Source organism: Listeria sp. LM90SB2, assembly GCF_028867355.1.
GTDB lineage: Bacteria > Bacillota > Bacilli > Lactobacillales > Listeriaceae > Listeria > Listeria monocytogenes_B.
The window spans coordinates 125,483-139,070 of the sequence record NZ_CP046449.1; the positions used below are offsets into that span (position 1 = coordinate 125,483).

A 13,588-nucleotide genomic window follows, 5' to 3' on the forward strand; every position below is an offset into this window, starting at 1 on the left:
AAGACAGAGAGAAGGAAGACTGGATGGAATATAAAAAAGCTTTAGCGTTTATAAAATCAAATAGCATTCTAGAACAAGAAGAAGGAACAGAAGTTATTTTTAAACAGGCACAAGAAACAGTTCGAGGGAATTTGGATCCTTTTTTATTAAAAGACCTGAAACAACATCTTGGCGGTACGAATGATGCGATAAAAGAAGCGCCGCAAGAAATCCAAATGCCAGATTTTTCTAATTTGGAAATAGCAACGGCAGCTGCACTACAAATGCGAGCAACGATGGGAAGTCCGAATATTGATTTATCAAACGGTGTAACTACGGAATATCGGGTTGTTGAAGGGGACTATGGCGATATTCCGGTACGAATTTATCGTCACGAAGAAGCGACCAAACCAGTTCCCGCATTCATTTTTTATCATGGTGGTGGCTTTGTTGGTGGAACGCCGGCTGTTGTGGAGAACTTTTGTAAAGGTATTGCGGAAAAGTTACCGGCAGTTGTTATTAATGTGGACTATCATTTAGCTCCCGAATTCCCGGCACCAGCAGCTCCAAAAGATTGTTACAGGGCGCTTGAATGGGTAGTGGAACAAAGCGACGAACTCGGTATCGACGCTTCGAAAATAGGTGTTTCTGGAGATAGCGCGGGTGGAACTTTAGCAGCAGCGGTGAGCTATATGGATTATGAAGCAGAGACGAATTATGTAGGATTTCAAGCTTTACTTTACCCAGCGCTAACGTTAGTAGATGAAGATAATGATAAGTACCAGTGGGATATTTCCAAGTTTGGGGCATCAGAAGAGACACTTCCGCTCGTTGCGCCAGGTATCATTGGAATGAACAGCTCTGGCGAATTACTGCGGACGGCCTATGTTAGAGACGAAAATCCCGCATCGCCAATTTATTCTCCACTATCGGCTGTAGATAAAAGTATTTATCCGCCTACACTTATAGCCAGTGCGGAGTTTGATGCGTTACGAGCTTTTGCAGATATTTTTGCTAAAGAACTGCGAGCAAGTGGTGTGCAAACAAAAGTAATCGTTTACCAAGGAATGTGTCATGCTTTCATTGATAAATACGGGATTTTCCCTCAAGCGGAAGACGTGGCAGATGAAATTGTTCAAATGATGAAAGAAATATTTTAAAGAATAATTTGCAGGCATTTTCCGGAATGCCTGTTTGTTTTTGGACTAAATTTTGCGATTAGTACTAAAAATGTATTAGAATAGAGAAGAGAAATGAGAAAGGATGATGGGACTCATGAAATTTCAGCTTTTTATTCAACCAAAATTAGATGTTCTTCAGGGAAATATTGTCGAATATGAAATACTTTTACGTGATGATAGTGCAGTTCCTAGATTTCCTCTATCAGAATTAGAAGCTGTACTCGCGGACGAAGAACTGTACTTAGCTTTTTCCGAGTGGTTTAGCGAGGCCTTCTTAGACGTTTTAAAGAAATATCCAAATGATCGATTTGCCATAAATATTGCGCCACAACAGCTTTTTTACATAGAAACACTCCACTGGCTAGACAAATTAAAAAGCGAGAGCCATCGTATAACTGTAGAAATGACCGAAGATATTTTCGATGTCCCCGGTCATAAACGCCACCTTAATGCGAACGATAAAAACGCATTTATTCTAAATAAAATTAAAGTGATTCACGGTCTCGGCTACCATATCGCCATAGACGATGTTAGTTGCGGATTGAACAGCCTAGAGCGAGTGATGAGCTACCTACCTTACATAATAGAGATTAAATTCTCCCTCATTCATTTCAAAAATATACCATTAGAAGATTTGCTACTATTTATTAAAGCTTGGGCAAATTTTGCTCAGAAAAATAAGCTCGATTTTGTTGTTGAGGGAATTGAAACGAAAGAAACCATGACTCTACTAGAAAGTCATGGCGTCTCGATTTTTCAAGGTTATCTCGTTAATAAGCCGTTTCCGGTTTGAAAACTATCTATTTGATTGAGTAGATTCTCGTGCGAGCTAATGGTGATGGGCTTTTTGGAAAGCAGTAGTCCGCTTTCCCGTAGCTCTTCTAACACTTCAGTTACTCTAGCTCGACTCGAACGACAATAATCAGCTAAGAAAGTTTGCGTGACATAGACTGGAAGCTCAATTGCCCCCTCTGTTTGATGCAAATGAAGTAACTCAATAATTTCCACCAAAATACGCGTTACTTTGACTATGGGTGCTTGATTAATATTCTTGTAATTTTTTGATGTAAATAAATATCTGACAATAACTTCATCAAGTATAAGATGGAAAAATTGTGGGTTTGCATATAAATAATTGAGAAGAAACTCGCGGTCAATAAATAGAACGGTACCATTTTCTAATGCGCGAACACGATATTCAGTAAGTTCAGGTGCTGTTTTAGTTTCGAGTAAACTTTCCATTCCAAAAAGCGAGTGTTGACCAATCAACGCATTTATCATCCAGCGACCTTCATTTGTAGGACCTTCTAAAACAGCCGTTCCCTCTAAAATAGCACCTATTTGCGGCGTCTTTTCTTCGTAATCTCTATATGAATGAATAATTTCGCCTTTTTTAAAAGAAATCTTATTTGAATAATCACTAGAAAAAATATCTGAAAAATCTATCGTGTGAAACATTATCAAAACTCCTATACTAAGGTAAAATTGGTATTTACCATATTACTTTACTGCTATTTGTGTTAAAAAGATACCGAATAAAAATCGTGTTCACAATTTAGACATGAAAAAGTCACTCTTTAGCAACAAATTTAGTGGTTTTATCAATAAAAACTTACTTTTTCTTCCCTGGAGAGAAATTCAACCAAAAAAAGACCCTCCATAGATAGGAGAGTCTTTCAAAACTTCTTGTAAACATCAATGGAATTGCCAAAATTAATGAAATATCCACCATAATCATACATCGGACCATATTTTTCTGCGTAATGAGTAACTGTATGGCGCAAAAATTCTTCTGTTACCTCTAAAAACTCCGCTACTTCAAAATATTCTCGTAAGCCTAGATAAAAACAAGCAATGATGTCATCAAGCGGTATTAGTTCCTCATAACCTTTACGACGAGCAAAAATTTCTTGTTTTTTATCCATAATTGTTTCCTGTTTAGTGATGTTACCTACAGTGTATTTGTAATGCATCAATTCTTCTACTAAAACACAGCCTTTTTCAATGGAAGATTGATCCTTACTAATAAAAATCGTCCCATTTAAATAAAGACCTGGCAATTTGTAAGGCATTTTTTCTTCTCTGATTGTTACCTCATCTTGGTATTTATTTACCAATTTTTCGTACAATAAAATCACATCCCGCGATGGAGTTTTTTCTTCATCTCTATATAAGCTAAAATATCCCGCATTTCTTCCTCGGTTACGTCATCATCAATATGGGCTGCAATTGTTACCAAGCGTTCATCAACAGGTGGTAAATTTCTTTCAGGAAAAAAGTCATCTAATCGTTTGTTGAAAATTTTTGCAAGTTCAAATAAAACGTCTTGATTTGCTTTTCGATCACCATTTTCATAACGGCTAATAGTTTGGCGAGTTGTATGAAGCTTTTCTGCTAATGCTTCTTGATTTAAGCCTCGTTCCTCGCGATATTGTTTTATTTTATTTCCTACAAATTTATTTAACTCCATAATAATTGCCCTCCACATGTTTATGGCTTCAGTATAGCACTTTTAGCACCAAAACGGAACTTTTTCGAACATATTTGTCGGATAAAGTTTACCAGTAACCAAAATGGTGCTATAATATTTATAGAGCTAGAAAATAAATGCGGCTGATTTTGCGCCAATAGCACCGAATTGGTGACAATGTTACTATATTAATTTATGAGATGGAAGTGGGAATGGATGGATAGAAAACTTTTAAAAGAAAAGCAAATCCAACTAATTTTTCAACTAGAACAAGAAGAAAATCGATTTATTCGAAAGCGTTTAATAGAAGAGTTGGAGTTTTTTGAAGCGCTTGGGGACAGAGAAAAAGGACTGTTAACGGCGGAGCAAAAGTTGCTTATTTTAACACCAAGTGAGTACCGAGAATATAAACGAACTAAATCAGATGTGCAAATTAGTAGGTTAATTGGAGTATCGAGATCGTCTCTTGCGGAATGGAAGCGAAAAAAAGGTTTAAATAGAAAAAAGCCGCAACCGGTTCAGCAGGAAATGATTGATGTATTAGCTTTTCATTTAGATAAAACAAAAGACGAAATTGGCGCTTTACCTGCTTCGGCGATTGAATGTCAGTATGAGGCTTTTGTGATTAATGAAGCGCACAATTAAGGAGTGATAACATGCAGGTTTTAGTTTTACCAGAAAATAAGGATATCAATTATATAAAAACGGTCCAAGAAGTAAAACGATTTTTTGCTGATTTTGAGCGGTTTCGGATGATTACGGGGTTATCAAAAAAGCCACAGTTACTTAGAAATGGTTTTCTGGAAGAGCCGCAGTTTGCGCCGGTAGCATTTTCTGCTAGACATAATAAAGAGGTCATTTTGGAAGCGCGATGGTTGGTAGAGAAATATACTGAAATGTTAAATCAGATGGATGATTTATATCGCACTATTTTGATGGAATGTTACGTGGAACGAAAACAAGATGTGGCGGTAATGATGGATTTACCGTACGAAATTGCCCAGTTTAAACGGATAAAAAAACGAGCAGTATTAGAAATCGCAACGCTAATGGGAATTTTAGTAAGGAAATGATGATACTTTCGTGATATTTTGAAACGTCATTTTACGATTAATATAGAAGTAAGCTAATTGTCTAGTAAGCGGATGACGATAAAAGCTGCATCAGAATGAAGGTGCACCGATTTTCTGATAATACAAGAGGTTGTACAAGAAATTTGTTTTTATGATTATATTTTTCATCCGTTGACATAAACAAATATTCTATTTTGGAAAGTAAAGTTCGGAGGAATAAATTATCAAATGTGGTCTCGACCGAATTTTACTTTCTGTTTTTAAAGGAGTGAACGCTTGGTGAAGAGTTTAAGCTTCATGAGAGTTTTGGAAGCAGTGAGAACAATGCTCCAGGAAAAAGGCGGACTAGATGTTTCTATTGTAATGCGTGACCAAGTGGAAATGCCTACAACGATGATCGAGATGATTGATCAAGAGGAAGAAGAAAGCCAAACTGCCTGGAAAGAAAAATACCGTTTTGCAATCCATCATTATACAAATGAAACGGACTTAGCGGGAGTCGAAATGATAGATACGCTTATCCAAACAGGGTTCACTTTGCCTGAAGGATACAAATTAATCGCTGTTCGACATTACGGAAAACAAAATTTAGTCAAAGAAAATACGTTAATTCACGCAAAAACCAGTTTTGAAGTAAGTATTTGTCGTGAATTAAAAGTAAAAATTTAGGGGGAAATATTAATGGCATTTGAAGAGAATTTATATTGTGATTATACACCGGGAGCTGCTAAAGCGGTCGCGGGGAAAGATGTAATTTTAGCAGTTTTTAACGCAGCGGGGGATAAGCTATTAGCGGTTGCGGGGCAACAAGGTCTAACTGTAAACCGTTCTAAAGATAGCATTGAAATTACATCTAAAGATACAGTTGGCGGATGGAAATCCAAAATTGGCGGTATGAAAGAATGGTCAATTGAAAATGACGGATTATATGTCGCTGATGCAGAGTCTCACAAAGAATTGGCGAAATATTTCGAAAGTGATAGCCCGGTTTGCGTGAAAATCATTAATCAAGCATCTAAAAAAGGTCTTTTCGGTGGTTTGGCAATTGTAGCTGACTATAGTTTTGAAGCACCTTTTGATGAAGCGATGACTTACTCTGTAAAACTAGACGGAATGGGTGCGCTTGTTGATTTAACGATTACTGAGGGCGGAGATCAAATGCCCGGCGAAACACCTGTAGCACCAGCAGAATAAAATAGAGAGCCACTGAAATAAGTGGCTTTCCCTTAGGAGGAAAATAAATGTTTGAAGTGAATGATACAACTTATATTTTACGATTTAATAAACAAAAAGTTAAAACGGTGGAATTAACATCAGGGATTAGTTTAGTTGCAGCTTTGACTGCGAATAAAGGGATTTTGAGCTACCAAGTGATTGAAACGCTATTTGTTTCAGGACTTGTGGAAGAAAAAGGCTTAGTACCTGTAAAACAAAAAGAAGCTTTGGAGATTTTCGACAAATTAGTAGAAGAACAAGGCTTAATTTCGCTTAATGTAGCTGTTATTGAGAAATTGCAAGAGGATATGGGTTTTTTGTTCCGTTAAAACAGATTGAATTTGAGTATTTTGGTGCTGAGGACGAAGAAGTGGATAGTGAAATGAACCATGATTTTGATTTGGAAAAACAATTCGCTTTTTTTGTAGTTAATTTTCAGATGTCCAAGCATGATTTTGAAGAACTTACTGAAGTGGAGAAAAATTTCATCATGAAAGAATGGGAAAACAAGGTGATTTTTGAATCTACTATGCTTCGAAATGCAGTTTTAAATGCGGAACAAAATCTCAATCGAAAACGAAATTCACGTTTTATCGACTTGCATAAAAAACGTCAGAAGAAAGCCGATGTTAATTATACAGTAAATGCACTTCAAGCAATTTCCGATAATGAAGCGAAGGAAGGTAAAGCGTGGATTGATCGGATTTATGGTGCAAATGGGTTACGAAGACCTAAGAATAAAGAAGAAAGGGGGAAAGTGAATGGCGGATTCTAAAAGTTTTACATTTGAACTGAACGAGAGCGTTTTAACAGCGCAAGTTGGCAGGCTAGATGAGATGGCGATGGTTGTAGAGCGGCGGTTTTCAGAGCTCAAAATGACTATTGAAGATGTTGGAAATGCTGATCCAGGTTCGAAAATTTCCGAATCTTTAGGTGGGCTGCAGTCTGGGCTTGGCACGATTAGTTCGGCGTTTGGACAACTGGGTTCTAGTAGTGAGGCGATTACATCCGGATTCGGTACTGCGGTTGGTTCTGTTGGTGGAATCACGGATGCGTTTAAAAATCTAGGTTCAAGTGTGCAAAATGGTACGTTATTTTCAAGCTTGGCAACCGGGATTGGTGGCATGAGTACAATGCTTGGTGGAGTATCTGGCGGCGTTCAAGGAATTACAAATCTAGCTAGTGGATTTATGGAATTGAAGAAGCATCTAGGCGGTTTGATGTCATCTATTGGTGGCGTTGGTGGAATTATGGGTAAACTGACCTCTCCAATGGGGTTAGTAATTATCGGGATTGTAGCGTTAGTAGCTGCATTTGCGTATTTGATGACGACGAATGAATCATTCCGAAATACGGTGATGTCAGTTGTAACACAGGTTGCGCAACTGTTCGGTCAACTTGTCGCCAGTTTAATGCCGATTATCATGCAAATTGTTACTGCGGTTATGCAAATTGGTGCCGCGTTAATGCCGATGGTTATGCAATTTATTAGCTTTTTTGCGCAATTGTTAGCCCAATTAATGCCGTTTATTAATATGCTGATTTCCATGCTTATGCCTGTTATTATGCAGATTGTTCAAGTTGTTATGTCACTTGTTTCGGCACTATTACCGAGCATCATGACAGTGATTCAAGGCATTATGAGCGTTATTCAATTTTTAATTCCGATAATCATGCAAATTGCGACGGTGGTTGTACAAATTGTTGTAACGATTATTTCTTATATAAGTAAAATTATGCCGATTGTTATGACGATTATTGGCGTTATTGTTTCGATTATCACAACGATTATTAGTTACGTCGTTATTATTGCGACGACGATTGCTAGTGTTATTGGGAAAATTATTAGCTTTATTGCGAGTGTTATTACGGCGGTTATCGGGATTGTGCAACCAATTATTGGCTTTATTACTAATATCTTTACGACTATCGTGACGATTATTGGTGCAGCTTTCCAAATGGTATTTACTGTTGCATCCAAAATCTGGAATGCCATTATGACGACGATTTCCGGAATTATTGAAGGAATCAAAGCAGTCATCACAGGTATTTCTACTACGGTTTCATCAGTGTTTAACGGAGTGAAGCGCATTATTACAGGTGTTTTTGACGGAATCAAAAGTGCTTGGGGTGGTTTAACTGATTTTGTAGGAAATATTTTCGATGGTGTTTCAAGTGCAATTCAAACCGTGGTAGATAATGTCAAAGGTTTTGTAAACGTCGTAATTCGAGGGATTAATGGAGCCATTGGTTTAATTAATAAGATTCCAGGCGTTGAAATCGGCAAAATACCACAATTAATTTCCGGTACAACAAATTTCCAAGGTGGCTTTGCTCGAATGAATGAAGGCGGCCGAGGCGAAATGGTGGTTTTACCGTCGGGTTCGCAAGTAATTCCGCACGATGCAACGATGAAATACGCAAGGGAAAGTGCGCGCGGAAATAAATCAATGCTTTACACGAGTCAAGGCGCTGATTTGGCTAGAGTTGAAAATCTTCTCGAGCGCTTACTACAAAAAAATCCTGTAATCAAAATGGATGACAAAGTGGTAGCCGAGGTAGTTAGCCGTAACCAAGCTAACTCATTTGATCAGTACAATTACACAATGGGAGGTGCAGCTTATTCATGAGCGACTTGTTTTTAGAATTAAATGGAAAAGTGCATTCGCTTAGTGAGACATTTCCAGGTCTTTCTGTACAAGAAGTTTCCAGACAAAGTCCCCAGTTAAGCATGGAAACTGCTGAAATCGCTGGGACTGATGGGGTTATCCCGGGAATGACCCAATTTAAACCGTTTATCTTTTCAGCAAAATGTAATTTGCAAGCACTTGATATTCCAGATTATCATTTGGCAGTCAGAGAAATTTATGAATTTTTATTCCAGCGCGATAGTTATTATATTTGGAGCGATCAAATGCCAGGAATTCGGTATGAGGTGCATCCTAAACCAGTTGATTTTAGTCGAGAATCGGATCGTGTTGGTTTACTCACTATAGAATTTGATGTATTTAAAGGCTATGCGGAGTCACGTGGCACGAGCCTTGACCCTATGACTTTTGAAGTGGATTTATGGCAAATGGGAATGAATTTATCGAACCGTGATGATTTATTTTATATTTTTAAAGAAAATACATTTCGGGTCTATAATGCGGGGAGCGACCGTGTTAATCCACTGATGCGACATGAATTAGATATTGCTATGACGGCGAATGGGACACCAACGATTCATAATCTTACAACGGGAGAATCCTTCGAGTATCGGAAAGAGCTACAAAAAACAGATGTTTTACTGTTGAACAATATTTATCCACTTGTTAATAACCGCCGTGTTGGAAAAGATACCAATCATGGGATTATCACCCTTGAAAAAGGCTGGAACGATTTTGAAATCAAAGGTGTAACGGATGTAACGATTGCTTTTAATTTTCCGTTCATTTATCGGTAGGTGATAGATATGGATTATGTGATTATTCAAAGTATGGACAAAGAAGTGGAAGAGATTCTAACAGACATTGATTACGGCTCCTTTTCCTACGATTATGAAAAAAATACAAGTCGTGCTATCTCGTTTACTGTGAACAAAACGAAACAGAATGCAGCAATTTTTGACTTGGTAGGAAATGAAGCAATTTTAACATATCAAGGGCAGCAATTTGTTATTAAAAAATGTACGCCAAAATCTATTGGAGGAACACTTTCAAAGCAGATTACGGCCCAGCATATTTGTTATACAGTGCAAGATCATGTGCAGTATAACGTGAAATCTGGACGAAAAAAATATTCGATTCAAACGGTATTGGAATTTGCGTTACAAGATAATGTACTAGGATTTTCTTATGAAATTCAAGGGAGTTTTCCTTTAGTTGAACTAGAGGACTTAGGAAATAAAAATGGCTTAGAGCTAGTGAATTTATGTTTGGAAGAATTCGGAGCAATTTTATTTGCAGATAATAAAAAGCTTTATTTTTACGATGAAAAAAGTTGGTATGTAAGGACAGAGAAGCAATTTCGTTATTTATATAATACGGAAGAAGTTTCGGTGGATACGAACACAGATAATTTGAAGACGGAGATAAAATGTTACGGCAAGCAAAAAGAGAATGCCGATAAGCTGACTGGAGATAATAAGTACATGGCGGTTGTCACGTATACTTCGCCAAATGAGGCTATTTACGGGAAACGAATGGCAAATGCTAAAAGTGATGACAAAATCACGAACAATGATGACTTATTAATTTTTGCAAAGAAACAAATTCTAGATGTTCCAGAAACAGCGCTTACTATTTCTTACAAAGGAAAAGAACCTGTTTCAGAGCGGGATGTTTGGTATTTCATTCATGAACCGATGGGGTTTGAAACAGAAGTAAAAGTAACGAAAATTAAATCGAGTCATCCTTGGAGTAAGAAGTTTCAAGAAATTGGCTTCAGTAATTCGCGACGAGATATGGTCCGAATTCAAACGCAAATTGCTAATCAAGTGAAAAAAGCGAGCGTAGATACAAATAAAATTAATTCGTTTTCGAGCATCGCAATGAATGCTTATGATTCACGAATTTTAACGGAAGTAGTAGGTGTGGTAGATGGCGACTGAAATTAGAGTGTTAAAAAATGTAGATGATACAGTTTTCTATCCGAAGACACATGTAACGGCTGTGGAAGGTTTGGACTCGGCTACAACTACTACATCTGGATTAATGCCCGCCAGCGACAAAACGAAATTAAATGGAATCGAAGCTAATGCAGAAAAAAATAATGTGACTGCAATCGATATTGCCAATTGGAATAAAAAACAGGACGCAATTTTGGTTTCTGAAAATGGCTCTAATTTCAAAATAACTGTCACAAATGCTGGTGAACTAAAGGCAACAAAAGTGGAATAGGAAGGAGGTTGCGTATGAAGTTGGATTTATGGAAATGGGAAATGCTTCTTCAAGGTCGAGAATTTAGAAATAAAACAAATGACAACTGGCAAAAATTAATGGATTGGTCCGATTTTATTTCAACAGGTTTAAGCGCGATTTATGTCTATGTAAATAAAGCAGATGCTACTTTAAATAACAAAATTGATACTGTGGATAAGGCGGTAAATGCAAGGGTAAATGAATTGATTAGCGGGACAGAGCAGTTAAGTGAAGTGGTCGACGCCAGAGTGGATGCATTTGGCGCACGCTACCCAGTACTAAGAGAACGTTTAAACCAAGAACAGCTAATTTACAATAAAAAAAGCACGGTGCAATTTGACGTGAATACTATTATAAATATGGAAAAACAAGATATTGGGCTGCTAACAAGTAAAACAATCTCGGAAGCGCAAACCGTATGTTTTTTAAATATATCAAGCCTTAATGAAGACGCGGATATTGTTCTTGAAAAAACAGGCGAGACAAGCTTCTCAGAAAATTTAACAAGTCTAGTCTTTGCAAAAATTGGAACGAATGAACGCTACCAAATGGAGCCAGTTGGTGCATAAAGGAGGAGTGAGCAATGACTGAAATAAAGCGAATGCTGCAGACAAAAGAAGATAATTCAAAAGAACAATTTTATCCAGAGACGCATGTTGCGGGGATTGTTGGGTTGACGGAATATGTGTCAGGCCAGCTTCCGACAGGCGTGGTTAGTGTTAATGGTAAGGCTGGGCGCGTGTTGCTAGATGCAGAAGATGTCCACGCTGCCAAAAAGAGCCACAACCACGAAGTCGCAACATACACGACGGACGGCTTTATGAGTTCTTTTGATAAACAAAAGATTGATCAATTAGTTTCACCAGAAGCTGGCGTGACAAGCATAAATGGCAAAACAGGGATTGTTGATTTATTCGCAGCGGACTTAGATGCAGCAGAGATAAACCACACGCATGCAGAAGCAACTACTACAGAAAGTGGTTTTTTGGCAAAAGAGGACAAAGAAAAACTAGACGCGATGCAAATAATCGCGCTGGAAACTATTAAGGAGGTTATAGAATGACTAAAATTGTAAAAATGTCAGAGAAAAACGAACATGGAACTCTAGAACAATTCTATCCAGAAACACATGCAGAGGCTGTTAAAGGACTTGTGTCGGTTTCAGAGGAAGAGAAGGCGACATGGAACGAGAAAGAAACTACTGCGGGTGCGGAACAAAAGGCGAATACTGCTTTGAATAGTGCGAAGGATTATGTTGATACGATTGGAAAAGGAACAGTAATATTTAAAGGGGCCAATATTATGGCTGCTGGTCAAAAATATACATGGAATTCTTCCAAACTGAAATTTGGAATCACTTTATTATTCAGTCGTTACGATTCAGCAAATAATACTCCTTTAGATTATTATTATCACTCTGTTTTCTTATCGAAAGCTCAATTAGCAGAATTAGCAGGTAAAGGTTTGTTAGTTCCTATGCCCTCAGCAACTTATGGGGAAAGAAAATATTTATATGTTTCTGAAACAGAAGTTGCTGGACACAATGATAATACTAATAATGCTTCTTGGGCATTACGTCAGCTAACTGTAATGTAACTAAAAAGGAGGTTTTCCATGGAAGTCATACTAAAAATTGGGATTTTAGGTTTTGGCGCGATATTTGGATACTTGTTTGGGGAAGTGGATTTATTGGTAAAAGTGCTGGTGTGCTTTATTGTAGCTGACTATATTTCTGGGCTACTCGCTTCAGGGTATCTTGGGGAACTTAGCAGCAAAATGGGTTTCAAAGGAATCGCGAAAAAAATCGCTATCTTAATTTTAGTGGCTATTGCGCATCAAATAGATTTGATTCTTGGAACGCATAATACAACGCGGGATGCGGTTATCTTTTTCTATTTGGCGAATGAGCTGATTTCCATCTTGGAAAATTTTGTTCGAATGGGAATGAAGGTCCCGGAAGTATTGAAAAATTTAATTTTGATTTTCGATTCTAAGTCAGGGGACGAGGAGGAAAAGCATGACAAAGATATGGATTGACGCTGGACACGGTGGTAAGGATTCAGGTGCGAGTGGTAATGGACTTGTTGAAAAAAATTGGGTACTAACTGTAGCAAAACAACTTCAAACGGAGTTAGTTAAAGCTGGTTTTGAAGTGGGAATGACAAGGACAAATGATACATTCTATGAATTAAGTGATCGTGCGAAGAAGGCGAATAGTTTTAAAGCTGATTTATTTATTTCGCTTCATTTTAATGCTGGTGGCGGTAAAGGATATGAAGATTATATTTACACATCCGTCCCGGCTGCAACGGTAGAAATACAGAAAATCATTCATAAAAATATTATTGCTAAAGTTACTAAACACGGAATGAATGATCGTGGGATGAAGAAGGCTAATTTTGCTGTATTAAGAGAAACAGCAATGGACGCTATCTTACTGGAAGCTGGTTTTTGTGATAGCACTGATGCATTAATTCTTGAGAAGAAAGCTTATCAAACTGATTATTGTTTAGGAATTGTAGCAGCAGTACAAGAGATTTTTGGGGCTATGGTAACAAAATATAGGGCAGGTAAATATTTGACAAGTGATGATGCTATATCAGGCACAAATATTAAAGGATATTTAGAAGCAGGAACAAAGGTTTTTGTTTATAAAGAAACAGAAAAAACGCTTAATTTAACTACTACAAAGGGTGTTCCAGGAAGTTGGGTTTTAAAAACAGAAGTTAATACAGGAAAAAGATAAAAAAGGAGCGGCCAATTTGGCTG

At 37.5% G+C, this 13,588-nt stretch carries 20 protein-coding genes; 17 read left to right on the forward strand and 3 right to left on the reverse strand.

Annotated elements, in window-relative coordinates:
* The first annotated feature begins 23 nt into the window (after positions 1-23).
* The gene (locus tag GL301_RS00615; RefSeq protein ID WP_003724942.1) at positions 24-1,139 is read left to right on the forward strand and encodes an alpha/beta hydrolase; all 1,116 of its coding nucleotides are present in this window, start codon (positions 24-26) and stop codon (positions 1,137-1,139) included.
* Positions 1,140-1,245: 106 nt separating this feature from the next.
* The gene (locus GL301_RS00620; RefSeq protein ID WP_003724943.1) at positions 1,246-1,953 is read left to right on the forward strand and encodes an EAL domain-containing protein; all 708 of its coding nucleotides are present in this window, start codon (positions 1,246-1,248) and stop codon (positions 1,951-1,953) included.
* Here GL301_RS00620 and GL301_RS00625 read toward each other — a convergent pair.
* The 3 genes from GL301_RS00625 to GL301_RS00635 form a co-directional block, all read right to left on the reverse strand.
* On the reverse strand, positions 1,923-2,618 hold the full coding sequence (locus GL301_RS00625; RefSeq protein WP_003724944.1) for a Crp/Fnr family transcriptional regulator: 696 nt from the start codon (positions 2,616-2,618) through the stop codon (positions 1,923-1,925). The genes GL301_RS00620 and GL301_RS00625 overlap by 31 nt on opposite strands.
* Before the next feature lie 218 nt (positions 2,619-2,836).
* A complete protein-coding gene (locus GL301_RS00630; RefSeq protein WP_003728215.1) occupies positions 2,837-3,289 on the reverse strand; it encodes an ImmA/IrrE family metallo-endopeptidase in 453 nt (150 codons plus the stop codon).
* Positions 3,290-3,294: 5 nt separating this feature from the next.
* Positions 3,295-3,630, reverse strand: coding sequence for a helix-turn-helix transcriptional regulator (locus tag GL301_RS00635; protein ID WP_003721740.1), 336 nt, complete (start codon positions 3,628-3,630; stop codon positions 3,295-3,297).
* A 216-nt stretch (positions 3,631-3,846) separates the two neighbouring features.
* Here GL301_RS00635 and lmaD point away from each other — a divergent pair, with 216 nt between their 5' ends.
* The 15 genes from lmaD to GL301_RS00710 all read left to right on the forward strand — a co-directional run bounded on the left by lmaD (position 3,847) and on the right by GL301_RS00710 (position 13,565).
* The gene (gene lmaD, locus GL301_RS00640; protein WP_003724946.1) at positions 3,847-4,275 is read left to right on the forward strand and encodes a protein LmaD; all 429 of its coding nucleotides are present in this window, start codon (positions 3,847-3,849) and stop codon (positions 4,273-4,275) included.
* Positions 4,276-4,286: 11 nt separating this feature from the next.
* The gene (gene lmaC, locus GL301_RS00645; RefSeq protein WP_003724947.1) at positions 4,287-4,703 is read left to right on the forward strand and encodes a protein LmaC; all 417 of its coding nucleotides are present in this window, start codon (positions 4,287-4,289) and stop codon (positions 4,701-4,703) included.
* 279 nt (positions 4,704-4,982) lie between these two features.
* Positions 4,983-5,372 carry a protein LmaB gene (lmaB, locus tag GL301_RS00650; protein WP_003728212.1) on the forward strand — a complete coding sequence of 130 codons (390 nt, stop codon included), beginning with the start codon at positions 4,983-4,985 and terminating at the stop codon, positions 5,370-5,372.
* 12 nt (positions 5,373-5,384) lie between these two features.
* The gene (gene lmaA / locus GL301_RS00655; RefSeq protein ID WP_003721744.1) at positions 5,385-5,897 is read left to right on the forward strand and encodes a protein LmaA; all 513 of its coding nucleotides are present in this window, start codon (positions 5,385-5,387) and stop codon (positions 5,895-5,897) included.
* 47 nt (positions 5,898-5,944) lie between these two features.
* Complete coding sequence (locus GL301_RS00660; protein WP_003721745.1) at positions 5,945-6,247, forward strand: hypothetical protein; 303 nt, start codon at positions 5,945-5,947, stop codon at positions 6,245-6,247.
* Positions 6,248-6,288: 41 nt separating this feature from the next.
* Positions 6,289-6,693: a hypothetical protein gene (locus GL301_RS00665; protein ID WP_003740367.1), complete on the forward strand. Its 405-nt coding sequence runs from the start codon at positions 6,289-6,291 to the stop codon at positions 6,691-6,693.
* The gene (locus GL301_RS00670) at positions 6,680-8,548 is read left to right on the forward strand and encodes a phage tail protein (protein ID WP_003731178.1); all 1,869 of its coding nucleotides are present in this window, start codon (positions 6,680-6,682) and stop codon (positions 8,546-8,548) included. The genes GL301_RS00665 and GL301_RS00670 overlap by 14 nt, the downstream gene beginning before the upstream one ends.
* Positions 8,545-9,363: a phage tail family protein gene (locus GL301_RS00675; RefSeq protein ID WP_003734720.1), complete on the forward strand. Its 819-nt coding sequence runs from the start codon at positions 8,545-8,547 to the stop codon at positions 9,361-9,363. Before GL301_RS00670 ends, GL301_RS00675 begins: the two co-directional genes overlap by 4 nt.
* Before the next feature lie 9 nt (positions 9,364-9,372).
* Positions 9,373-10,509: a phage tail protein gene (locus GL301_RS00680; RefSeq protein WP_010958675.1), complete on the forward strand. Its 1,137-nt coding sequence runs from the start codon at positions 9,373-9,375 to the stop codon at positions 10,507-10,509.
* Entirely contained in the window at positions 10,499-10,798 is a 300-nt protein-coding gene (locus GL301_RS00685) for a hypothetical protein (RefSeq protein WP_003721751.1), read from the forward strand. The genes GL301_RS00680 and GL301_RS00685 overlap by 11 nt, the downstream gene beginning before the upstream one ends.
* A gap of 14 nt (positions 10,799-10,812) precedes the next feature.
* Positions 10,813-11,388, forward strand: a complete 576-nt coding sequence (locus GL301_RS00690; RefSeq protein WP_003734718.1) for a hypothetical protein — start codon at positions 10,813-10,815, stop codon at positions 11,386-11,388.
* 14 nt (positions 11,389-11,402) lie between these two features.
* Positions 11,403-11,882 (forward strand): hypothetical protein, encoded by a 480-nt coding sequence (locus GL301_RS00695; protein WP_003724954.1) that lies wholly within the window; start codon positions 11,403-11,405, stop codon positions 11,880-11,882.
* Positions 11,879-12,415 carry a hypothetical protein gene (locus GL301_RS00700; protein WP_003724955.1) on the forward strand — a complete coding sequence of 179 codons (537 nt, stop codon included), beginning with the start codon at positions 11,879-11,881 and terminating at the stop codon, positions 12,413-12,415. The genes GL301_RS00695 and GL301_RS00700 overlap by 4 nt, the downstream gene beginning before the upstream one ends.
* 18 nt (positions 12,416-12,433) lie before the next feature.
* Positions 12,434-12,856 carry a phage holin family protein gene (locus GL301_RS00705; RefSeq protein ID WP_003724956.1) on the forward strand — a complete coding sequence of 141 codons (423 nt, stop codon included), beginning with the start codon at positions 12,434-12,436 and terminating at the stop codon, positions 12,854-12,856.
* Positions 12,837-13,565, forward strand: a complete 729-nt coding sequence (locus tag GL301_RS00710) for an N-acetylmuramoyl-L-alanine amidase (protein ID WP_003724957.1) — start codon at positions 12,837-12,839, stop codon at positions 13,563-13,565. The genes GL301_RS00705 and GL301_RS00710 overlap by 20 nt, the downstream gene beginning before the upstream one ends.
* Positions 13,566-13,588: the final 23 nt, after the last annotated feature.